At 34.5% G+C, this 23,123-nt stretch carries 18 protein-coding genes; 11 read left to right on the top strand and 7 right to left on the bottom strand.

Features of this window, described 5'->3' with window-relative positions; genetic code table 11:
- Window positions 1–230 precede the first annotated feature (230 nt).
- Window positions 231–389: a hypothetical protein gene (locus BUB80_RS23725; protein WP_175549635.1), complete on the bottom strand. Its 159-nt coding sequence runs from the start codon at window positions 387–389 to the stop codon at window positions 231–233.
- A 44-nt stretch (window positions 390–433) separates the two neighbouring features.
- Window positions 434–1,261 (bottom strand): ion transporter, encoded by an 828-nt coding sequence (locus BUB80_RS19830; protein ID WP_073296791.1) that lies wholly within the window; start codon window positions 1,259–1,261, stop codon window positions 434–436.
- 62 nt (window positions 1,262–1,323) lie between these two features.
- Between BUB80_RS19830 and BUB80_RS19825 the strand changes: the two genes are divergently transcribed.
- On the top strand, window positions 1,324–2,421 hold the full coding sequence (locus BUB80_RS19825) for a Nif3-like dinuclear metal center hexameric protein (protein ID WP_073296787.1): 1,098 nt from the start codon (window positions 1,324–1,326) through the stop codon (window positions 2,419–2,421).
- 2 nt (window positions 2,422–2,423) lie between these two features.
- The gene (locus BUB80_RS19820; protein ID WP_073296783.1) at window positions 2,424–3,203 is read left to right on the top strand and encodes a zinc ribbon domain-containing protein; all 780 of its coding nucleotides are present in this window, start codon (window positions 2,424–2,426) and stop codon (window positions 3,201–3,203) included.
- A gap of 184 nt (window positions 3,204–3,387) precedes the next feature.
- On the opposite strand, the gene BUB80_RS19815 is transcribed toward BUB80_RS19820, so the two are convergent.
- Window positions 3,388–5,166 carry an AMP-dependent synthetase/ligase gene (locus tag BUB80_RS19815; RefSeq protein WP_073296780.1) on the bottom strand — a complete coding sequence of 593 codons (1,779 nt, stop codon included), beginning with the start codon at window positions 5,164–5,166 and terminating at the stop codon, window positions 3,388–3,390.
- A gap of 241 nt (window positions 5,167–5,407) precedes the next feature.
- Here BUB80_RS19815 and BUB80_RS19810 point away from each other — a divergent pair, with 241 nt between their 5' ends.
- Window positions 5,408–6,547 (top strand): acyl-CoA dehydrogenase, encoded by a 1,140-nt coding sequence (locus tag BUB80_RS19810; protein WP_073296777.1) that lies wholly within the window; start codon window positions 5,408–5,410, stop codon window positions 6,545–6,547.
- A 22-nt stretch (window positions 6,548–6,569) separates the two neighbouring features.
- Window positions 6,570–6,935 (top strand): hypothetical protein, encoded by a 366-nt coding sequence (locus BUB80_RS19805; protein ID WP_073296774.1) that lies wholly within the window; start codon window positions 6,570–6,572, stop codon window positions 6,933–6,935.
- Window positions 6,936–7,233: 298 nt separating this feature from the next.
- On the opposite strand, the gene BUB80_RS19800 is transcribed toward BUB80_RS19805, so the two are convergent.
- From BUB80_RS19800 to BUB80_RS19785, 4 genes are all read right to left on the bottom strand, one after another.
- The gene (locus tag BUB80_RS19800) at window positions 7,234–8,265 is read right to left on the bottom strand and encodes a cupin domain-containing protein (RefSeq protein WP_073296771.1); all 1,032 of its coding nucleotides are present in this window, start codon (window positions 8,263–8,265) and stop codon (window positions 7,234–7,236) included.
- A gap of 110 nt (window positions 8,266–8,375) precedes the next feature.
- Window positions 8,376–9,314: a DUF4349 domain-containing protein gene (locus tag BUB80_RS19795; protein WP_073296769.1), complete on the bottom strand. Its 939-nt coding sequence runs from the start codon at window positions 9,312–9,314 to the stop codon at window positions 8,376–8,378.
- Between the two features lie 228 nt (window positions 9,315–9,542).
- Window positions 9,543–11,138, bottom strand: coding sequence for a peptide chain release factor 3 (locus BUB80_RS19790; protein ID WP_073296767.1), 1,596 nt, complete (start codon window positions 11,136–11,138; stop codon window positions 9,543–9,545).
- 278 nt (window positions 11,139–11,416) lie between these two features.
- Window positions 11,417–12,598: an MFS transporter gene (locus tag BUB80_RS19785; RefSeq protein ID WP_073296765.1), complete on the bottom strand. Its 1,182-nt coding sequence runs from the start codon at window positions 12,596–12,598 to the stop codon at window positions 11,417–11,419.
- Window positions 12,599–12,755: 157 nt separating this feature from the next.
- Here BUB80_RS19785 and BUB80_RS19780 point away from each other — a divergent pair, with 157 nt between their 5' ends.
- The 7 genes from BUB80_RS19780 to BUB80_RS19750 all read left to right on the top strand — a co-directional run bounded on the left by BUB80_RS19780 (window position 12,756) and on the right by BUB80_RS19750 (window position 23,016).
- Window positions 12,756–13,586 carry a CPBP family intramembrane glutamic endopeptidase gene (locus BUB80_RS19780; protein WP_073296763.1) on the top strand — a complete coding sequence of 277 codons (831 nt, stop codon included), beginning with the start codon at window positions 12,756–12,758 and terminating at the stop codon, window positions 13,584–13,586.
- 110 nt (window positions 13,587–13,696) lie between these two features.
- Window positions 13,697–14,284, top strand: coding sequence for an RdgB/HAM1 family non-canonical purine NTP pyrophosphatase (gene rdgB / locus BUB80_RS19775; RefSeq protein ID WP_394334058.1), 588 nt, complete (start codon window positions 13,697–13,699; stop codon window positions 14,282–14,284).
- A 181-nt stretch (window positions 14,285–14,465) separates the two neighbouring features.
- Window positions 14,466–15,380 (top strand): ribonuclease Z, encoded by a 915-nt coding sequence (locus tag BUB80_RS19770; protein WP_073296761.1) that lies wholly within the window; start codon window positions 14,466–14,468, stop codon window positions 15,378–15,380.
- Window positions 15,381–15,387: 7 nt separating this feature from the next.
- Window positions 15,388–16,158 (top strand): TIGR02757 family protein, encoded by a 771-nt coding sequence (locus BUB80_RS19765; RefSeq protein WP_073296759.1) that lies wholly within the window; start codon window positions 15,388–15,390, stop codon window positions 16,156–16,158.
- 9 nt (window positions 16,159–16,167) lie between these two features.
- Window positions 16,168–16,698, top strand: a complete 531-nt coding sequence (locus BUB80_RS19760; RefSeq protein ID WP_073296757.1) for a DUF1003 domain-containing protein — start codon at window positions 16,168–16,170, stop codon at window positions 16,696–16,698.
- Between the two features lie 207 nt (window positions 16,699–16,905).
- On the top strand, window positions 16,906–19,272 hold the full coding sequence (locus tag BUB80_RS19755; RefSeq protein WP_073296755.1) for a choice-of-anchor L domain-containing protein: 2,367 nt from the start codon (window positions 16,906–16,908) through the stop codon (window positions 19,270–19,272).
- Window positions 19,273–19,431: 159 nt separating this feature from the next.
- A complete protein-coding gene (locus BUB80_RS19750; protein ID WP_073296754.1) occupies window positions 19,432–23,016 on the top strand; it encodes a choice-of-anchor L domain-containing protein in 3,585 nt (1,194 codons plus the stop codon).
- Window positions 23,017–23,123: the final 107 nt, after the last annotated feature.

Here is a 23,123-nt window from a genome sequence, read left to right as displayed (position 1 = left end):
ATACCATATTTCTTACGACATTCTGTAATTCCTAATTTACCGAATTCAATTTCTTTTACAATCTGAAGTTTCAAACTTAAACTGTAATCTTTCTGTGTACGCTTGACATAAAGCGTTTCTAAGTATTCTTTCATAACGATCATTTTTTTGTGTATCGCTATTTCAGGACTAGACAATTGATTCTAATAAAAACGAGACGGCTGATTAAGTCGTCTCGTTTTCTTTATAGATTATTTATCAGGAACAGGCTGGATATCACCTGTACTCATATGCTCAAAAATTGTTGGGAAAAACATTGCGAGTACAAAATAAACAATGATCATTAAGGCAATTAAAGCAAAAAGAATAATTACTAAACTATTTGGCTTGTTTTTCTTTTGTGGTTCCATGATTTTGTGGTATTTGGTTAATAGATTAAACTTAATATATAGTATTAAGCTAATTTCTTGCCACACTGTTTGCAATATCTTGCATTATCATCAATATCTTCATTTCCGCATCGGTCACATACTTTTTCAGAATTCTGTCTTTTGTTTTGCATCTCGGCAGTTACAATTCCTGTTGGAACTGCAATAATAGAATAACCGGCTAACATTAAAACGACTGCGAAAAATTTTCCTAACGGTGTAATAGGGGATACATCACCATACCCAACCGTTGTTACTGTCACTACGGCCCAGTAAATAGATTGTGGAATTGTTTCAAATCCGGGTCTTCCTCCCTCTACCATAAACATTAAAGAACCAACGATGACTGAAAATATAATTAAGAATAGAAGGAAAATATAAATTTTTCTTGAACTGCCTTTTAAAGCTCTTACAATAAGGCTTCCATCGTTCATGAAATCCAGAAGATTAAAAACCCTGAAAACTCTCAGCATTCTCAGCATTCTGAAAATAAGAAAATACTTGGTTACCGGAAAGAAAAAACTTAAGTAAAAAGGAACCAATGCTAAAAAGTCTATAATTCCAAAAAAACTGAAAATATAATGTTTCCTATTTTTTACAACTGCAATTCTAGACCAATATTCTGCGGTGAAAAACAATGAAATAACCCATTCAAGAATAATGAAAGTATAATGGTATTTTCTATCAAGCTTAGGAACACTTTCCAGCATGATGATAAAAGTACTTACAAGAATAAGAGACAATAAGATAATGTCGAATAACTTTCCGAGTTTGGTATCAGAACGGTAAATGATTCGGTAAACAAACCTTTTCCACAGCTTATCCTCAGGAATAAGATTATGCTCTCTTTCCATTTTTATTGTTTTTTTAAATTTAACAAATTATCGTTATTTTCGTAGCAAACATACATAATAAAATGACAGTAAGCGAAGTAATTTCAAAAATAGAAAAGCGCATTCCTTTACAACAGGCAGAAGATTTTGACAATGTAGGATTGCTATGCGGATTACCAACCCGTAACGTGAGCGGGATTCTGGTTTGCCACGATGCGTTAGAAAATGTTGTAGATGAGGCTATTGAAAAGAATTGCAATTTGATCGTATGTTTTCATCCCATTATCTTTTCTGGTTTGAAATCTTTAACAGGAAAGAACTATGTTGAAAGAGCTGTTTTAAAGGCTATTGAAAATAAAATTGCAATTTATGCGATTCATACCGCTTGGGATAATGATTTTTTTGGAGTGAATGCGGGAATTTGCAATCATTTAGGGTTGAAAAACCTGAAAATCCTTCAGCCAAAGAAAAATAATTTGAAGCAATTGACGGTTTTTGTTCCGAAAGATCATGCAGAGCAAGTAAAAGAAGCATTGTTTTCAGCAGGAGCAGGAAATATTGGTTTTTATGATGAATGTAGTTTTACAATGGGCGGAAACGGAACTTTCAGACCTGTCGAAGGTTCAAATCCTTTTTCAGGACAGCAGGATATTCGTGAAAATGCAGATGAAAATATGATTTCAGTTATTTTTGAAGGATACAAGCAAGGGCAGATTCTATCAGCAATGAAATCTGCGCATCCTTATGAAGAAGTGGCACATCAAATCTATACTTTGGATAATGAAAATCAATATTCAGGATTAGGAATGTATGGCGAATTGGAGGAGGAGATGGATGAAAAAGACTTTTTGAAGTTTGTGAAAGAAAAATTCAGCCTTGAAATTATTAAACATTCAGATTTAAATAATAAAAAAATTAAAACGGTGGGGGTTTTAGGTGGCTCAGGCGCCAGCGAAATAAAATCTGCGCTTTCTAAGAAGTGTGATGCGTATCTTACGGGAGATATCAAATACCATGATTATTTCTTAGCAGAATCAAAGATGCTGATTTGTGATATAGGTCATTATGAATCAGAGCAATTCGTAACGGAACAATTATTTGAAATTTTGTCACAAAAATTTAGTACATTTGCAATTTCGAAATCTAACGAAAAAACAAACCCAGTAAATTATTTCCTTTAGATATGGCAACAAAAACCAACGATATTTCAGTTGAAGAGAAGTTAAGAGCTTTATACGATTTACAGATCATAGATTCAAGATTGGATGAAATCCGAAATACAAGAGGAGAATTGCCAATTGAAGTTGAAGATCTTGAAATCGAGATTGAAGGTCTTGAAAAAAGAGCTGAAAAATTCCATGCGGACATCAAAGATCAGGACGATCAGATCAAAACAAAGCATGAAGTTATCAACCATGCAAAAAGCTTAATTGAAAAATACAAATCTCAACAAGATACAGTAAGAAACAATAAAGAGTTTGAAGCATTAGGAAAAGAAATGGAATTCCAGGATCTTGAAATTCAGCTTGCTGATAAAAGAATCAAAGAATTCGGAGTTAAAATTGCTCACAAAAACGAAACGTTAAGTGAATTGAATACTAAAATCAGTAATCTTAAAAATCACTTAAAATTCAAGAAAGAAGAATTAGAAGGTCTGGTTTCTGAAACTCAGAAAGAAGAAGATTATTTAATAGAGCAATCTAAAGAATATGCAGGTAAAATTGACGAAAGATTGCTTGCTTCTTACACTAGAATCAGAACAAGTTCTCCTACTGGTTTAGCAGTTGTAGGATTAGAAAGAGGAGCTCCAAAAGGATCTTTCTTCACTATTCCTCCTCAAAAGCAAATGGAGATCGCTCAGAGAAAGAAAATCATTATTGATGAGCATTCAGGAAAAATTCTTGTTGATGACGAATTGGTAATCGAAGAAACTGAAAGAATGAAAACTGTAATTAAGTTTTAATTACTGATTTTACTACAATATAAAAGCTGCTTCAAATTTTGAAGCAGCTTTTTTGTTTTGAATATGTTTGACTTTGATGAATACTAGATTTCACAACATATTTCCTAATGATTTTAGAAGTTTGCGTATTTGTGTAGATCGTGTTAAAAATAAAAAAACCGTTTCAATTGAAACGGTTCCTATTTTATTCGTGATGTTCATACATCTTATTATACAAGTCTATAAATTTCTCTTTTATAGCTTTTCTTTTTAGCTTTAAAGTCGGAGTAAGAAGTCCGGCATCAATGGTCCAAACTTCAGGCGTTAATTCAATTTTCTTGATTTTCTCCCAGTTTCCAAGATGTTCGTTGATTCCATCAATTTCTTTTTCTATTCGATCTTTTAATTCAGCACTTTTTGCAATTTCCTGAGGAGTAGAGCCAATGCTTAGATTATTTCTCATAGCCCAGCTTTTTGCAAATTCAAAATCTGGCTGAACGAATGCGCAAGGCATTTTTTCGCCATCACCCACCACCATAATCTGCTCGATGAATTTTGAAGCTTTTGCTAAATTTTCAATCGTTTGTGGAGCGATGTATTTTCCACCTGATGTTTTAAACATTTCCTTTTTACGGTCAGTGATCTGTAAAAATCCTTCACTGTCAATATGCCCGATGTCTCCTGTCTTGAAATATCCGTCTTCAGTGAAGACTTCTTTGGTCATTTCGTCATTTTTAAAATAACCTTTAAAAATAGAAGGTCCTTTTACGGTAATTTCACCATCTGCCTGAATTTTCACTGTCAGATTATCTAATGGTAAGCCAACGGTTCCTATTTTCATTTTATCAAAACTGTTCACAGAGATTACCGGAGAAGTTTCTGTAAGACCATATCCTTCCAGAATGGGAATTCCTGCGTTCTGGAACATTAAATTCAATCTTGTAGACAAAGCCGCAGAACCTGAAACTAAAGTGATAATTTCACCTCCTAAGCCTTCTCTCCACTTTTTAAATACCAATTTGTCTGCAATGATTTCCTGTAATCCCGATGGTCTTGAAATTTCTTTCTTTTTTTGAATTAAATTTAAGGCCCAAAAGAATATTTTAGATTTCAATCCGCCTGCAGATGATCCTGTATTGTAAATTTTATCGTATACTTTTTCTACCAATCTTGGGACAACACTCATGTAGTGTGGCTTTATTTCTTTTACATTTTCGCCCATCTTATCAATGCTTTCAGCGAAATAAATAGAGAAGCCATTATATTGGAAAAGATAGAAAAGCATTCTTTCAAAAATATGGCAAATCGGTAAAAAGCTCAACACTCTCGTGTCTTTATAATCTAAGCTTTTTTTCTTAGGAATTCTTGGGATTGATCCTAATACGTTAGATACAATATTATGATGCGTTAATAGCACCCCTTTAGGTCTTCCTGTTGTTCCCGATGTGTAAATTATAGTAGCAAGATCTTCCGAATTGATAGCATTGGATAGTTCTTCAACCTCAATTTGGGTAGAATCGTCTTCTCCAAGATCTAAAATTTCTCTCCAATTGGGAGCCCCACTTATCTTATCAAAAGTGAAAACGCCTTGTAATGAGGGAATATTATGCTTCACTTTCATTACTTTATTCAAGAGGTCTTTATCGGAAACAAAGCAGTATTGTATTTCTGCATTGGTGAAGATAAATTCATAATCTTCAGAAGAAATACTTGGGTAAACAGGTACGGAAACTACTCCAATCTGGGAAAGTCCAAGGTCCATGATTGCCCATTCTGTACGGGAATTGGTAGTGATCAAAGCGATTTTGTCACCGGGTTTTATTCCCAGTTTTAAAAGCCCTCTTGATATTTTATTTCCTTCATTAATAAACTCCTGTGTAGAAGTTTTTTTCCATTCTCCATGATATTTCGTCACAAACATATCAGCCTTAGGAAATTTCTCCAAAGCGTAGTGAGGTATATCAAATAATCTTTTGATCGTCATGATTTTTTGTAAATTTTATAAAGAATTCTAAATATAAGCATTTTTTTTAATTATAGAAATTAGAAACAAGAAGTTATAAATTAATAAAATGTATGCCATAATATATTGAATAATTCATAGTAAAACGAGATATTGTGAATATTTAAGAATCATAATTCTTCAAAGAACCCCTAATTTGTAATAGTATTTCCAGATTTCGTTAAAAAGTGTAAATTTACGACTATCTAATTATTAAATTTTTATGGACTTTAATTTATCAGAAGAACAGCTGATGATTCAGCAGGCTGCAAGAGATTTTGCGCAAACAGAACTTTTACCTGAAGTTATTGAGAGAGACAGAGATCAGAAGTTTCCTACAGAGCAGGTGAAGAAAATGGGAGAAATGGGACTTTTAGGAATGATGGTGGACCCTAAATACGGAGGAGCAGGTATGGATAGTGTTTCTTACGTTTTAGCAATGGAGGAGATCGCAAAAATTGATGCTTCTGCAGCTGTTGTAATGTCTGTAAACAATTCATTAGTTTGTGCAGGTCTTGAAAAATTTGCGTCTGAAGAGCAAAAAGTGAAATATCTTACTCCGTTGGCAAGCGGTAAGGTGATTGGGGCTTTTGCTTTATCTGAGCCTGAAGCAGGTTCTGATGCTACTTCTCAAAAAACAACAGCAGAAGATAAAGGAGATTACTATCTTTTAAATGGAATCAAGAACTGGATCACAAACGGAGGTACAGCATCTTACTATATCGTGATTGCACAAACAGATCCTGAGAAAAAACATAAAGGGATTAATGCGTTTATTGTTGAAAGAGGTTGGGAAGGTTTCGAAATCGGAGCAAAAGAAGACAAATTAGGAATCAGAGGAAGTGATACACATTCTTTAATCTTTAACAACGTAAAAGTACCGAAGGAGAATAGAATTGGGGAAGATGGTTTCGGCTTCAATTTTGCTATGGCTGTATTGAACGGAGGTAGAATTGGTATTGCTTCTCAAGCGTTAGGTATTGCTTCTGGAGCTTACGAATTGGCTCTTAAATATGCTAAAACAAGAAAAGCTTTCAAAACTGAAATTATCAACCACCAGGCAATTGCTTTCAAATTGGCTGATATGGCAACTCAGATTACGGCTGCAAGAATGCTTTGTTATAAAGCTGCTGTAGAAAAAGACGCTGGAAAAGATATTTCTGAAAGTGGAGCGATGGCGAAATTATATTCTTCTCAAGTGGCAATGGATACTACTATTGAAGCAGTACAGATTCACGGTGGATACGGATATGTAAAAGAATACCACGTTGAAAGAATGATGCGTGATGCTAAGATCACTCAGATTTATGAAGGAACTTCTGAAATCCAAAGAATTGTGATTTCTAGAAGTATTGCAAAATAAAACCTTAACACACTATATCACTATGAAAAAATCTTTTTGGATCACCCTCGGCGTTGTTTTACTGCTGTTAGGAGTATTTATCTGGTATAAATATTTCTTTGTTTTCGGAGAAGGAGTAAAATCCGGTTATCTGAATTATGCCATTAAAAAAGGTTATGTTTTCAAAACCTATGAAGGCAAGCTAATTCAGGAAGGTTTCGGAGCAGGTAAAGCGGGAAGTATTACAAGTTATGAATTTGAGTTTTCTGTTTCAGACCCTGAAGTTTTCATACAACTGCAGCTGAACAGCGGAAAATCTTTTGATCTTCATTATAAAGAGTACAACGGGGCTCTGCCATGGAGAGGAAATACAACCTATGTTGTAGACAAAATAGTGAATATGAAATAATAGCAAAAGGCTCTCAATTTGGGAGCCTTTTACTTTCACTAATCACATAACTTTAATACAATATTTTTAAATACTTTTTTAGAGTGTTTTGTCATTTCGAAAAACGAACTAACCTCTATGGTATTTTACTTAATTCATTCTTTTGTAAGCTTTGTTTTCAAATAGCTCAACTTTTAATAATTCAATAATAGCTTTTGTGCCTTTTGCGGTTAAATTTTTTGAGTAATTTAAACAGGCTTATATTTACAACCTTTGCTTCTTTTAATGGTTAACGGTTTTAATAAAGACTTAGTATACATTATTTAATGATAAACTTATCCGAAATTGGAAATTGATCAATGATTTCATCACCCACTCCAAAATTACCTTTTAAAATATCCTTAGGATTTCCACTGATCCAGCTGCTTAAATCAATGGCTTCATATAGACCATTATTAAATCCAAGCAATACAATCAATTTTTCTGTTCCTATATTTTTAATATAATGTCCGGCTCCCATGGGAACATAGCCAACGTCGCCTTTATTAAACTCATCTTTTACAAATTGCCCTTCCGCCAAGAAAACGCCCATTTCGGCTTTCCCTTGAATATAATATTGCCATTCGTCTGCGTTGGGATGCCAATGCATTTCTCGTAATCCGCCGGGCTCTATCTCAAAAATACTTCCGGTGATGGTTTTTGCAATATTAAACTCCTTTTGGGTAACGACTTTCTGTAAGCCTCCACCCGGAACAACTATCGGTTGTTGAGCGCCAAGAGGGTAGCGGTGTTTAGAAACTAATGAAATTTCAGCTCTGGGTGATGCCAAGCCGGAATGAATATTGGGAAGTTCACATTGTGCAAAATAAGCTTCACCTTGATATAATTGCTTAACCTCTTCTTCGCTTATTCCTAAATTTTGTGCGGCAATTTCTACCGGAACACTAGAGATAAAATCGGTAATACTGAAGGTATGATCTTCTGAAAAATCGCCATTATCAAATATGAGAATAAAATGACAGGCTTCACTACTGATGCATTGCAGAACATGGCCAAAACCTCTTGGGAAATACCAGACATCACCAGGATTAAAAGTGTCTATGGAAACATTTCCTTCAGGATCAATAACAGTTGTTCTCATTTTTCCTTCCAAAACATAACCCCATTCTGCGGCGTTGGCATGCCAATGAAGCTCACGGATTGCTCCGGGTTCCAAATGCATACTTACTCCTGCCAGATTTTGTGAAGCTTCGAATTCTTTTACAGAAACACCTCTTGTAATCCCACCAGGTCCAAGGCGAGGTTCTTTTTTCTCTAACTCATATTTAAAATTGGGAAGTTCTTTACTCATTTGGTTATTCTTTATATAATAAAGTTAGGAAGAAGTATTATGTATTACGTATGGTTTTCATTAAAAAATTATTAAAATAAAAATCCATCATGAGAATGGATTTGAATAGATTAATGAGAGTCGTTATTTGGGAGATTTTCTTTTTTCTTTTTATAAAAATAATATCCAATTCCGGCGATTAAAAATATAGGCCATAAAGGAAGAATAAATAGGAAAATAGAAGTAATAACATTCCAGCCTGAAGAAATGGCGGCTAAAGATTTACCTCCGAAAGATTCGGGATTTTCATTTTCAGCGTAAGCATCTTTATTTCCGTAGAGGGTTATGTTTAATTCACATAGAGTATTTTGTGCAAGATCCTGTCCGGACACTTCAATGGTCTTGTTTTCTGTTTTTCCGATGTTATTATTACTCAATTCATCCATTAAATATTCAAACTTCTGAATCGGAACTTTTACTTTTAAATAAGCTATTTTGTTTTCATTATTTAATGATATGTTTTCACTTCGTATGAAACCGTCATATTTCTTTACTTCTTCTTTTACAATTTCTTTTGCTGTTTCAGCATCATTTACGGTAAGTTCCAAAGTTCCTGTTTTTACCATTTTGTTCTTGGGAACATTCAGCTCATAATTTTCAGTTTTAGGTTTATCTTTATAGATGATTTTGGTTTCTTTAATTACTTTCGGGGCAGGAACGTTAACAACAATTTTTTCAGATTTTTTATGAAGAGAATCTTTCTTTTCAATCTTTGACTCTAGTTTTGTAGCGGTAATTTTATCAGATAAAGAATCTACCATTTTTGAAGTAGCTTCTATTTTATCTTTCATCCCGTTTTTAGTGTCTTCGAATTCTTTTATTTTAACATTGGCGGAATCTAAAGCAGCATTGGCTGAATTATGAACAGAATTAATAGTTTCAGATGCAACTGCCGACGCACTGTCTGCAGAATTCACTGCTTTTTCAAATTGAGATTGGGTAGCAGCTTCTCCCTTTTTACACATAATGAAAGTGCTTGATACAGCAACCAGTAAGATGAACTTTTTCATAACATTAATTTTTTTGATGAGGTAAAATTAGCGGTGAAGTTCTTGTAGCGCTTGTAAAAGGAGTGTATTGTGTTGGTAAATTTGTAATCGATATAAAATCAATAGATTGAATTTGTTTTACAAAAGATTTACAAAGAAATTTACTGATGAATAAAATGAATTTTCAACTATAAATAAAAGAATCCGTGAAAATTTCTCACGGATTCTTATTATATATTGAACTAATAATTAGTCTTGTTTAAATTCACTGATAAAATGCAGTTTCACATTCGGGAATTTTTCCTGTGTCATATGGATTGTAAAAGATGAATCTGCTAAAAATACCAATTGGTTATATTTATCTCTAGCCAAGAATCTTTGTTTTAGTCTTGCAAATTCTTTGAATTCATCAGATTTTTCATCAGCTTCAACCCAACACGCTTTATGCATAGAAAGCGGTTCATAAGTACATTTCGCACCATATTCATGTTCTAAACGATATTGAATAACTTCATACTGAAGTGCTCCAACCGTTCCAATGATTTTTCTGTTGTTCATTTCAAGTGTAAATAACTGAGCAACACCTTCATCCATTAACTGGTCAATACCCTTAGCCAATTGCTTCGCTTTTAACGGATCACTGTTATTGATATATCTGAAATGCTCCGGAGAGAAGTTTGGAATTCCTTTAAAGCTTAATTTTTCACCTCCTGTTAAAGTATCCCCAATTCTGAAACTTCCTGTATCATGAAGACCAACGATATCTCCAGGGAAACTTTCGTCTACCACTTCTTTTTTATCAGCAAAAAAAGCATTTGGTGAAGAAAATTTCATCTTTTTATTTTCTCTTACTAATAGGTAATTTTCGTTTCTTTTGAATACTCCGGAAACAATTTTCACGAAAGCCAAACGGTCTCTGTGCTTCGGATCCATATTCGCGTGAATTTTGAAAACAAATCCTGTAAATGTGCTTTCTTCAGGCTTTACGATACGGCTATCACTTTCTTTTGGCTGTGGCATTGGTGCAATTTCAATGAAAGCATCCAATAATTCTCTTACTCCAAAATTGTTTAGAGCAGAACCAAAGAAAACAGGCTGAAGATCACCATTCATATATTCATCACGGCTGAATTCAGGATAAACAGATTGTATTAAATCAAGTTCTTCACGTAAGTTTTTTGCAGCTTTCTCACCGATAACTTCATCAATCGTAGGATCGTTGATATCATCAAATTTAATCGCTTCACCAACTCTCTGTTTTTTCTCTTCTAAGAATAGCTGAATATTGTTTTCCCAGATATTATAAATTCCCTGAAAGTCAGCTCCCATCCCAATTGGAAGAGAAAGCGGAACAACTCTTAATCCTAATTTTTGTTCAACTTCATCCAAAAGATCGAAGGCATCTTTACCTTCACGGTCTAATTTATTAATGAAAACCAACATCGGAATGTTTCTCATTCTACAAACCTGAACCAATTTTTCAGTCTGTTCCTCAACTCCTTTTGCAACGTCTATTACAACAATAACGGAGTCAACGGCTGTTAACGTTCTGTAGGTGTCTTCTGCAAAGTCTTTGTGACCAGGTGTATCAAGAATGTTGATTTTGTGCCCTTTGTATTCAAAAGCCAATACGGAAGTTGCCACAGAGATCCCTCTCTGTCTTTCAATTTCCATAAAGTCGGAGGTAGCTCCTTTTTTTATTTTGTTGGATTTTACTGCACCCGCTTCCTGAATTGCACCCCCAAAAAGTAGTAACTTTTCTGTAAGAGTGGTTTTTCCGGCATCGGGGTGAGAGATAATCCCGAAAGTTTTTCTTTTTTCTATTTCTTTGATTAAGTCTGACATATAGTATTTTGAAGTTGCAAAAATCGTGAATTTTGTCGAATCCTGAAAATTTGATTTTTAAAACATTTATTTAAACACAAATAACACGAATTATTATCACAAATAAGCACAATTAAATTTGTGGAAATTTGTGAACACATTTGTGTAATTAGTGTTTCATTTTATAAACTAGATTTTCTTCTTATGTGATCTTAATTATTTTCAAAGCTTTACATTTTCTTAAGTGTTCTAAAGTGTAAATCTTTTGCCTCTTTTGCGGTTAAACTTTTTACGTATAATTAAATTTTTGACTTTCTTTTAAGAACAAAAGCCAATCCAAGTCCCACAAAAACCATGGCAGCACTAAAAGGGAAAATATATTTCATCCCCCAAATATCGGCTACCGCACCAATTAACGGCCCGGCAACACCAAGGGAAAGATCAATGAAAAGTCCATAACCAGCCAGCGCAGAACCTTGGCTTGATGGTGAAACACTTTTTATGGCAACAACACCTAGCGCAGGAAAAATTAATGAAAATCCTAAACCGGTAACTCCGGCACCAACAAGGGCCATTTGTGAAGTCGTTGCAAAAGCAATAATTAAAAGCCCGATAGTTTCTACTAAAAGACAGGCAATAGCGACTTTTATTCCGCCATAATTATTAATGACATTACTGAAGACTAATCTTCCGGCAACAAATAATCCTCCAAAAATACTAAGGCATAAAGCGCCATTATTCCAGTGAAAGTAATTGTAATATAAAGTAATAAAAGTAGAAATAGATGCAAATCCCAATCCTCCTAAAGCAAGACAAATTCCAAAAGGTGCTACTTTGCCCAACACTTTCCAGAAAGATTGCGAATCTTGATGATTGGTATTGGTTTTATTTTCTTTTGTTTTAGCGAAGAGAAATCCCAGAATTCCTAAGATAATAGAAAGGATTCCAATTCCATAAAGACTGAATTTGTGTTCAATGATAATCCCCAACGATGCGCCAATTGCCAAAGCTCCATAGCAGGCAACACCGTTATACGAAATAATTTTTGCAGTATACTTTTCTCCAAGAGCCATAATTGCCCAATTGATAGGACTTGCTCCTACCATGCCTTCTGCACAGCCTGTAAGCAAACGGGTTATTATAAGAAAGGTAAGGCTGATAAATGGGGAAAGCCTAAAATAATAAGCAATCATTAAGAAGATTCCAGTTAGTGAAAAACTCAGCATACTGAATAAGACAGCTGGTTTTGGACCTTTCCCATCAATAATCTTTCCGGAGTATGCCCTTAAAAAAAATGTAGAAACATATTGTAAGCTAATCACCAATCCGGCAACAATCAAACTAAAACCTAAACTTTTATTAATAAAAATCGGAAGAACAGACAGAGACAATCCTATGATAAAATATCCTACGAATGTAAAAGATACATAACTCATCAAGGATAAATTAACATTCTCTGACCGATTTACTAAACTATCCATGTGAAAAAAATTAAGGTGCAAAGTTACTTCAGAAAAAAATAGTATCGGAATAATAAGGGTGCTAAAAAGGTAATATTTATCATTCAAAACTTCAATAATGATTTACAATTCCATAAAATCAATTACCTTTGTTTCTATAAATTATTACAATAAAAACATGGAAAACAGCAAATACCCAAAGTTTACGTTCACATGGATCGGAGGGGTTGTTTTATTGGGTGGATTAATGGCGGGAACCATGTTCATTTCTCTTTTTAGTACTTTTTGTAAAATTGTTTTTGGACAGAATATACAATTGAAAGATTGGTTTTTAATGCTTTCTAATGCGGCCGGGTTTCTTACGGCTATTGCATTTTTTGATTTTTTCGTGGTAAGACCAACTACAAAAAAGAAACTAAATTTTAATTTTTCTCCCACGAATTTTTACACCTATGTGTTGATTTTTCCATTGATGATTGGGATGATGTTTATTGCAGAATTTATTGCAGCTCAAATTCCTACAACAGGACCTTTCTTTGGAAAATACTATGATTTCTTCACAGATCTGATGAATCAGCTGACGAGTGAGCCTATTACTATGATTATCACAGCCGTTATTATGGCGCCGATTTTTGAAGAGATTATTTTTCGTGGAATTATTCAGAAAGGATTAATGAATAAAGGCGTAAAACCCTGGAAGGCTATTTTGTTTTCTTCCATTATTTTCGGATTGGTTCATGCGAATCCTTGGCAGTTTGTAGGGGCAGTTTTATTGGGATGCGTACTTGGTTTGGTGTATTATAAAACAAAGTCTTTACTATTACCGATGCTTTTGCATGGTTTTAATAATTTATGCTCATCATTATTAATTACCTACACTAAAAATGAGAGTTTTGCAGAAGCTTTTAAAGTTTCTGAATGGGTTATATTAGGCATTGGAATTGTACTTTTTTCTTTATTCTACTATCTTTTTATGAAGAAATATAAAGTGCATTATTCTGAAATGTAAATCTAAATACAAATAACACTAATTTTTCAAGCACAAATTTCACAAATGAGATTCGTGTTATTCGTGAAAATTATTTGTGCCTTTCGTGTTAAAAAAAAGAATTTAAAAAAATGAAATTGGATATGGAATTATTGGTAGCAACCCACAACGTGCATAAAAAAGAAGAAATTCAGCAGATCTTAGGAAGCGAATTTGTCGTAAAAAGTCTGACTGATTATGATATTCACGAAGAAATTGTAGAAGACGGAAACTCCTTCAACGCCAATGCTTTAATTAAAGCCAAATACTGCTTCGAGAAAACAGGAATTCCAAGTTTGGGAGATGACAGCGGGTTGGTGGTAGAATCTTTAGACGGAAGACCCGGAATTTTTTCAGCGCGATATGCAGGAGATCATGACTTTGCTAAAAATATAGAGAAAGTTTTAAGTGAAATGGAAGGTGTTGAAAATAGAAAAGCTTATTTCATAACGGTTCTATGTTATTACGATGAAAACGGTGCAAAATATTTCGACGGCAGAGCTCAAGGAAATTTATTGACAGAAAATAAAGGATTCAAAGGTTTTGGATATGATCCAATTTTCGTTCCTGAAGGATACGAAAAAACTTTTGCAGAGATGAATCCTGAAGATAAAAACAAGATCAGCCACCGTAAACAGGCGTTGGATTTATTCTTAGAGTTTTTTAAAGTGAAAGATTAATTTTTTAACCATAAAAATTTTCACAGTTAGTTTGTCATTGGCTGCACCGAATCTTTGATTTATGATGAAGAAAGAATCTCAACCTATTCAATAGATTATTTACTTCACTTTGTTACGTTCAGAATGACAGCGGTTAAGTTAAAAATCTGTCGTACATTTGTCGGCATAATAAACTATTGTTTTGAGTACTTATTTAACGATACTAGGCTTTAATTCAGCGATTCCCACAGTGAATACTTCACCCACATCTCAGCTTTTAGAAATGGAAGAAAGATGTTTTTTGATAGATTGTGGTGAAGGAACGCAGGTACAGCTAAGAAAAGCAAAAGCGAGATTTTCAAAGATCAATCATATTTTTATTTCGCATCTTCACGGGGATCATTGTTTTGGTCTTCCTGGGCTCATTGCGTCGTTCAGGTTATTAGGACGTGATATTCCTTTGCATGTGTATGGTCCCAAAGGGATTAAAAAGATGCTTGATACCATCTTTACAATTACCGAAACACATCGTGGATTTGAGGTAGTTTATCATGAACTGGACAAAGATTATTCAGAAAAAATCTATGAAGATGCTAGGGTAGAGGTTTATACAATTCCTTTGGATCACAGAATCTACTGTAATGGTTATCTTTTTAAAGAAAAACCAAAAGACAGACATCTGAATATGAAGGAAATTGCAAAATATGATGAAATAGAAACTTGTGATTATCATAATATAAAAGCCGGAAAAGACTTTGTGTTAGGTGATGGCTACGTACTTAAAAATGAAGTATTGACAGTTGATCCTGCGCCGTGTGTTTCTTACGCATTCTGCAGTGATACGAGATATCTTGAAAGTGTAATTCCTATTATTAAAAATGTAACAGTTCTATATCATGAGTCTACGTTTTTACATGACTTAAAAGAAATGGCGGATTATACAGGACATTCAACTGCTCTGGAAGCAGCAACGATTGCTCAGAAAGCAGAAGTTGGAAAACTTATTTTAGGACATTTCTCTAACAGATATGGAGATTTAACGGTGTTTACAGATGAAGCGAGAACTATTTTTACCAATTCATTTTTACCAAAAGCGTTGGAAAGTGTAAAATTTTAAAAATTGTATGTTGAATTTTGAAGAGCTTAAAAGCTTCTTAGACGAAAAAGCCGATCAGTATAATAATCCGGATTTTATTGAACATGATCCGTTACAGATTCCACACCGTTTTTCTTTACAACAGGATATAGAGATTGCAGGTTTTTTATCGGCTACCATTTCTTGGGGAAACAGAAAAGCAATCATAAAATCGGCTGAAAAGATGCTCGATATTATGGGCAATTCACCTTATGATTTTGTAATGAATTACTCTGAAAAAGACTTAGAATCTCTTCAGAATAAAAGTATTCACAGAACTTTCAATGGTCAGGATTTCTCTTATTTTATTAAACAGTTCAATAGAATTTATAAGGAGAATGAAAGCTTAGAAGATTTATTTTTAATTAAAGATTCTGAAACCAATTTTTCTCATTCTATTGAAAGATTCAGAACACAATTTCTTGGAATTGAGAAACACAGAACGCACAAACACGTAAGTTCGCCTTATAAAAACTCTTCTACAAAAAGGATCATCATGTTTTTACGTTGGATGGTTCGTCAAGATAAAAAAGGAGTAGATTTTGGAATTTGGAAGAATATTGATCAAAAATATTTATCAATTCCATTGGATGTTCACACCGGAAATATCTCCCGGAAATTAGGATTGATTTCAAGAACTCAAAATGATTGGAAAACGGTAGAAGAACTTGATGTTATTATTAGAAAGTTTGATGAAAAAGATCCTGCCAAATATGATTTTGCCTTGTTTGGATTAGGAGTAACAAAAGAATTATTATAAAATATAAAGATGAAAACACAACATGAAAAAATAGAAGTTCTAGAAAAGATTGCAAACGGAATTACTTGGTGGATAGGCTCTATACCTTCACTTATTGTTCACACACTTTTTTTTATTATTTCTTTTCTTCTTCCTTTGCTGCACATGGTGGAGTTTGATAAAATGCTTTTGATTCTTACAACTGTGGTTTCTTTAGAGGCAATTTATCTGGCCATTTTTATTCAGATGTCGGTGAATAGAAGCCACGAAAAGATTGAAGATATTCAAGAAGATATTGAAGATATTCAGGAAGATATTGAGGAAATTAGTGAAGACATCGAAGAGATCAGCGAGGATATTGAGGAGATTAATGAAGACATTGAAGATATTCAGGAAGATATTGAAGAGATCAACGAAGATGAAGAAGAGGAGGATCATAATGAGCGAGCAAAAAATGTAATTCTTAAAAGCCACGTGAGTTCTAATAAAAATGAAATAAAGGCATTGAAAGATCAAATTTCAGAACTTCAAAGTATGATTGATCAACTTAAGAAAGATTAATTTTACTCATCATATAGATGAGTAAATAAATATAAAAGTATAAAAAACGGTTAATAAAATATTAACCGTTTTTATGTTTTATAATGGGGTTTACGATAAAATGAATTATGGTAATTATTTGATTTATTATTGTCATTTTTGCTAATAATATAATTCAAATTTAGTTTTAATTAAAAAAAATAGTATTTTTGAACAAACAACAACAAAATGTTAAATTATAGACTAAAAAACTACCTTTTTCCCTTAGTGCTTTTGTTTATCTCCACTTCTGTATTTTCACAGAGGAAAGCTCCTAAACCTATCATAACATCGGTGAACAAAAAAGCCGGAGTTTTCATAGATGTAAACGCAGCAGGATATGTACCTTCTACGTACAGTGCTGAACAATTGGTGAAAGATGTTCTTATTAATGGAGGATCTACGTGTTCAATCCCTAATGTGTCGAATGTAACGGTAACTCCTAACCAACCAACAACTAATAACGATAGATTTTGGGGATATTTCCATAAAGGAACAACAAACTTTCCGTTTAAAGATGGAATTGTTTTAACGACAGGTTACGCCAGACAAGCTGGAAACGTAGCAGCCACTCCTAGTATACCTGTAACCGGTGCAGGTATAAATGATCCTGATCTGGTAGCGGCAGTTCCTATTACTAACCCTGCTGATAATTATAATGATAATGTCATGCTGGAGTTTGATTTTGTACCCAATTCTAATCAGGTAAAGTTTAATTATCTTTTTGCTTCTGAGGAATATACGGGTAGTTTTCCGTGTCAATATTCAGATGCATTTGCCTTATTGATCAAACCTGTCTCAGGTGGTCCTTATGTAAATGTAGCTGTTTTACCTGGAGCAGCAGGGCCTGTAAGTATGACGAATATACATCCTGTAGTAACAGGATCTTTAGGATGTCCTGCTATTAATGAACAGTATTTTTCAGGCTATAATCCTGCGCCTAAAGTAGTTACGAATTATAATGGAAGAACGGTTCCTTTGACAGCAATTGCTGATGTTACACCAGGAGTTGCTTATCATTTTAAAATGGTTTTGTCTGATTATAGAGATATGTATTATGATTCTGCTGTATTTATTGAAGGGGGGTCTTTTGACATCGGAATTAAGCTCGTTGATGGAAGCGGGGTCCTTTTACCAAGTGAATTAAAAGTGTGTGATAATATTCCTCAGACTTTAGTAGCTCAGGTTTCTGGTATTACAGGAGCAACCTATCAGTGGTACAAAGACGGAGTCGCAATACCTGGAGCTACAAGTGCAACCTATATTGCAACCTCACCAGGTGTTTATACAATTAAGGTTATGGTTCCGGGAAATACCTGCCCTGCTGAAGCAACGGTTAAGATTATTGGCGGGACAACACCTGTAGCACAGAATGCTATCTTGAAATTATGTACAACTCCAACTGTAAGTACATTTAATTTAAATACTGCTAAGCCTTTAATAAGCACAACTACAGGAGCTGTATTTAGTTTTTATCCAACACAGGCTGGGGCTCAGGCTCAGGATAATACTTTTATTCCTACGGCTAGTTTGGCGAGTTATAACGGAACGGATGGGCAGGTTTTATATGTTCTGGTTTCTAACGGTGCGTTTTGTAGTAAGGTCGTTACATTGACTTTACAAAAAGAGGCAACTCCAATAGCTGCGCTTATTGCTTCAAAATTGAAAATATGTAAAGGAGAATCTGTAACGTTAACAGCTTCCGGTGGGGTAACTTATGAATGGAATGTACTTTCTGGTACTGCGGCATTGCAAACAGTGACTCCAAATCAAACAACTACCTATACTGTATATGCAATAGGTGCACAGGGATGTAAATCTTTACAGCCTGCTACAGTAACAGTAGAAGTGGTACCTGCAATTACTTCCAATCTTAAAGGTGGAATGATTTGTGTGGGGGATAAAATTATTTTAGATGCGGGATCAGGGCCAAATTATACCTATACTTGGAGTACTGGAGCTACAACTCAAACAATTCAAGTAGGTACACCTGGTGCATATAGTGTAACGATTAACAACGGAGTTTGTACTAAAATATATACAACACAGGTTATTCAGGCTATTATTCCGGAAATTATCAATGTGAATTATAATGAAAATGGAACGATGATGATTACGGCAAGTAATCCAAGCAACGGGCCTTTAGAATATTCTACGGATAACGGACTGACATGGCAAAACTCTAATACATTCACTAATATTCCTAGAAATGTAGTGGTACAGATCAGAGTTAGAGTGAAAAATACAAGTTGTGTAGGCTTTTTAGAATATTTCACATTTGTAATGCAAAATGTAATTACGCCAAACGGAGATAATATCAATGATAAAATAGATTTCAGTGGATTGATGACTTACAAAGACTTTAAAGCAAGTGTTTTTGACCGATACGGACGTGAAGTGTATAAAGCTGAAAAAATAAGACCATATTGGGATGGTTTCTTCCAAGGGAAGCGTTTACCAACGGCATCTTACTGGTATCAACTTAACTTTGATGATCCTGCAAGTAAAAAACCAACAGTAAAAACAGGTTGGATATTGCTGAAGAATTTTGAATAAAATAATTAAATACTAAAAAAGGCTAACAATTTGTTAGCCTTTTTTAGTAAAGTGAAATTGATACTTGATAATAAATAAAATTGTATTCATAATAATGTAAATTCTTCATAATTGAATTTCAATCAAAAAAAATAGTATTTTTGTTTAAAATAATATAAAATGTTAAATTGGAGGACAAGAAGTTTATTTTTTGCTTTACTTTTGATGCTTACTGGTACTTTTGTTTTCTCTCAAGGGAGGAAAATAGAAGCTGCGAAGCCGCCTAAGTCAGCATCAATGAAGGCTGGAGCATTTATAGATGTGAATGCTGCAGGCTATCCTGAATCAAACTATAATGTTACACAACTTGTAAAAGATGTTTTGATAGCAGGAGGATCTACTTGTTCTACAGCCAATGTATCTAACGTTGTTGTTTCTCCAAATTTAGCCATAACTGATCCCAATAGAAGTTGGGGATATTTTAATAAGGCAAGTACCAACTTCCCATTTGCTAAAGGTATTATTCTTACGACAGGTTATGCAAGAAGGGCAGGGAATAACTACCAGGGAACATTAAATGATCATTTAACAACAGGAGGAGATATTGATCTCGCTACTGCTTTGGGAGTTCCCTATGACCAATTGTTTGATGCTACTTATATAGAGTTTGATTTTGTTCCTACTTCTACTGAAGTAAAGTTCAGATATCTATTTGCTTCAAAAGAATACTATGATAATTTTACGTGTAACATCTCGGATGGTTTTGCTTTATTACTAAAAAAAGCGGGAGATCCTAACTATACCAATCTTGCCGTTCTTCCCAATGGAGCACCCGTAAGTGTTACCAATATTATTCCTGCAGGTTTACCTTGCGGACCAAAGAATGAACAGTACTTTGGAGGATTGAATAATCCTCAGATTGAAACCAATTTTACAGGACGCACAGTTCCGTTAACAGCTACAGCTACAGTAGTCCCTGGCCAGACTTATCATTTTAAAATGGTATTGGCAGATTATTCGGATAGAAATTATGATTCGGGTGTATTTTTAGAAGCCGGATCTTTTGATATTGGAGTTAAAATTTTGGATCCTGCGGGAGCTGCACTTCCTCCCAATATTAATGTTTGTGGTAATGTACCACAGGTTCTTACGGCTTCGGCTAATATTCCTGGAGCTACCTATCAGTGGTTATTGAATAATGTACCCATTGTTGGTGCTAACAGCATTAGTTATACAGCAACACAGTCTGGAACCTACACCATTAATGTTTTAATCCCAGGAAATTCATGTCCGGGAACTGCCAGTGTAACCATTACAATGGGGGTTCCACCTACAGCACAAAATGCGAGCTTAACTGTTTGTTATGTTCCTGGGAATGCTGTATTTAATTTAACTACAGCTGAACCGCAAATTAACAATACCACTCCAGGAGCTACATTTACTTATTACGTGAACCAAGCAGATGCTAATGCAGGAAATACGAGTACAATTGCTACCCCTACAGCTTATTCAAGTGCTGGGGGTACGGTATATGTTAGAGTAACCAGTGGTTCGTGTTCAAGTGTAGCACAGTTACAGCTTATAAAGGCAGCTCAGATGACTGCTACAATTGTACCACCAACCGTTTTAACTTGTATAAATTCACAGATTACATTAGATGCCTCTGCATCGGTATATCCGGCGGGTTCTACATTTAACTGGGCAACTACAGGAGGAAATATTGTTTCTGGTGGAAACACATTAAACCCAGTGGTGAATAATGCAGGGACTTATACCTTAACGATTACAAAAAATTATCAGCCTGAAAATCTTAATTGTACAGCTACTTCAACAGTTACTGTAACAGGAGATAGTGCGCCACCTACAACAGGGCTAACTGCCACGAAAGTTCTTATCTGTGCCGGAGAGTCTGTTACCTTAACAGCTTCGGGTGGAGCTACCTATAACTGGCAAGGCGGATTAACAGGTAATGGAAATACACAAGTTGTAACTCCTACTGCTACAACAACGTATACAGTAACGGCAGTTGGAGCAAATGGTTGTGTGTCTCAAAATCCGGCAACAATTACAATAGAAGTTTCTCAACCGATTACAGTACAAAATGCAACCTTGTTAAAATGTTATCAGCAAGGAAATATTATTTATGATCTTACTTCTGCGCAACCACAAATAACTACGGTTGGTACTGCTACTTTTGATTATTATCTGCTTCAAGCAGATGCCAATGCAGGAAACGGAAATACAATTCCTACACCTACAACATTTTCCAGTGCTGGAAATCAGACGATTTATGTTTTGGTAAGAAATGGAGGTTGTAGCTATGTGGTTACTTTGCAGCTTATAAGAACAGCGCAAACAACATTAACAATAGCTGCTCCACAAACAATTACATGTACAACCAATCAAATTACAATAAACGCTGGTGCATCTGTAGTTCCGACAGGTTCTACTATTGCATGGACAACAACGGGAGGGGGTAATATTGTTTCAGGGGCTAATACTTTAACCCCAACGGTAAACGCTGGTGGAGTTTATACATTAACAGTTTCAAACGTAACACAACCCGGAAATTTAACGTGTACATATACTTCAACAGTTACAGTAGCCCAGGATAAAACACCTCCAGTGGCGGCATTGGTATCTTCTGTTGCTCAAATTTGTGTAGGTGAATCTCTTACTTTAACAGCATCAGGTGGGGCTACTTATAATTGGGGTAATGGTCTTCCTGGTAATGGAAATACTCAGGTTGTGTCTCCTACAACGACTACAGTATATACCGTTTTTGCGGTAGGAGCAAACGGGTGTATTTCTGCAACTCCGGCAACAGTTACTGTAATTGTTGGGCCTCCGATAGCAGGGCTCACAGCTTCTAAAATGAAAATATGCGCTGGAGAATCTGTTACTTTAACAGCTACCGGTGGTATTACCTATAGTTGGGCAGGATTAACAGGTAATGGTAATACTCAGATTGTTTCGCCTACACTTACTACTATCTATTCTGTACATGCGTTGGGTGGAAATGGATGTACCTCTATAAACCCAGCAACAATTACTATTCAAGTGGTTCCTGCGATTGTTTCGACATTACAAGATGTTTTTGTTTGTGAAGGGGATACGGGGATTTTAGATGCTGGTGCCGGACCAAATTATACGTATTTATGGAGTACCGGAGCTACTACCCAAACAATATCTACGAATATTACGGGAACTTATAGTGTTACGATTAGCAATGGAGTTTGTTCTAAAGTTTTCACCGCTCAAATTTTAAATCCAGCATTACCTCAGTTTACGAATATCGTGTACGAAAACCATGTTCTTACTCTTACCGCTACAAATCCTACAGGTGGAGTTTTAGAGTTTTCTATTGATGGTGGGGTAACATGGCAGAATTCGAATGTATTTTATAATGTTTTAAATAATACAAATTATCATTTGATGGTTAGGGTTAAAGATGCTAAATGTAGTACTTCATTAGATTATTTTACATTCGTTATAAGTAATGCAATAACACCAAACGGAGATGGTAAAAATGATGTTGTAGATTTCTCTGGAATAAGTGAATATAATAACTTTGGAGCTTCTGTTTTTAACAGATATGGTCAGGAAATATTTAAAGCTACTAAATCTGAAACTATTTGGAGAGGAACGATAAAAGATCTTAATTTACCTACAGCAACGTATTGGTATAAAGTTCAGTGGGATAATCCTGCAAGCAAAAAACTTGAACTAAGAACAGGTTGGATATTATTGAAAAATAGAAATTAAAAATTAAGCCTAATAATTACAAAGCCTTCCAATCGGAAGGCTTTGTTGTTGTTTTGATAATAAATAATTAAATATATGTGTGATATATTTAAAAAAAAATTAAATTT

Source organism: Chryseobacterium polytrichastri (assembly GCF_900142445.1).
GTDB classification, from domain to species: Bacteria; Bacteroidota; Bacteroidia; order Flavobacteriales; family Weeksellaceae; genus Chryseobacterium; species Chryseobacterium polytrichastri.
This window is presented reverse-complemented; position numbering and strand designations above follow the sequence as displayed.

Bases quoted from the DNA above. Each gene is read 5' to 3' on its own strand.
- BUB80_RS23725 (WP_175549635.1), bottom strand. From the start codon at position 389: ATGGAACCACAAAAGAAAAACAAGCCAAATAGTTTAGTAATTATTCTT.
- BUB80_RS19830 (WP_073296791.1), bottom strand. From the start codon at position 1,261: ATGGAAAGAGAGCATAATCTTATTCCTGAGGATAAGCTGTGGAAAAGG.
- BUB80_RS19825 (WP_073296787.1), top strand. From the start codon at position 1,324: ATGACAGTAAGCGAAGTAATTTCAAAAATAGAAAAGCGCATTCCTTTA.
- BUB80_RS19820 (WP_073296783.1), top strand. From the start codon at position 2,424: ATGGCAACAAAAACCAACGATATTTCAGTTGAAGAGAAGTTAAGAGCT.
- BUB80_RS19815 (WP_073296780.1), bottom strand. From the start codon at position 5,166: ATGACGATCAAAAGATTATTTGATATACCTCACTACGCTTTGGAGAAA.
- BUB80_RS19810 (WP_073296777.1), top strand. From the start codon at position 5,408: ATGGACTTTAATTTATCAGAAGAACAGCTGATGATTCAGCAGGCTGCA.
- BUB80_RS19805 (WP_073296774.1), top strand. From the start codon at position 6,570: ATGAAAAAATCTTTTTGGATCACCCTCGGCGTTGTTTTACTGCTGTTA.
- BUB80_RS19800 (WP_073296771.1), bottom strand. From the start codon at position 8,265: ATGAGTAAAGAACTTCCCAATTTTAAATATGAGTTAGAGAAAAAAGAA.
- BUB80_RS19795 (WP_073296769.1), bottom strand. From the start codon at position 9,314: ATGAAAAAGTTCATCTTACTGGTTGCTGTATCAAGCACTTTCATTATG.
- BUB80_RS19790 (WP_073296767.1), bottom strand. From the start codon at position 11,138: ATGTCAGACTTAATCAAAGAAATAGAAAAAAGAAAAACTTTCGGGATT.
- BUB80_RS19785 (WP_073296765.1), bottom strand. From the start codon at position 12,598: ATGGATAGTTTAGTAAATCGGTCAGAGAATGTTAATTTATCCTTGATG.
- BUB80_RS19780 (WP_073296763.1), top strand. From the start codon at position 12,756: ATGGAAAACAGCAAATACCCAAAGTTTACGTTCACATGGATCGGAGGG.
- rdgB (WP_394334058.1), top strand. From the start codon at position 13,697: ATGAAATTGGATATGGAATTATTGGTAGCAACCCACAACGTGCATAAA.
- BUB80_RS19765 (WP_073296759.1), top strand. From the start codon at position 15,388: ATGTTGAATTTTGAAGAGCTTAAAAGCTTCTTAGACGAAAAAGCCGAT.
- BUB80_RS19760 (WP_073296757.1), top strand. From the start codon at position 16,168: ATGAAAACACAACATGAAAAAATAGAAGTTCTAGAAAAGATTGCAAAC.
- BUB80_RS19755 (WP_073296755.1), top strand. From the start codon at position 16,906: ATGTTAAATTATAGACTAAAAAACTACCTTTTTCCCTTAGTGCTTTTG.
- BUB80_RS19750 (WP_073296754.1), top strand. From the start codon at position 19,432: ATGTTAAATTGGAGGACAAGAAGTTTATTTTTTGCTTTACTTTTGATG.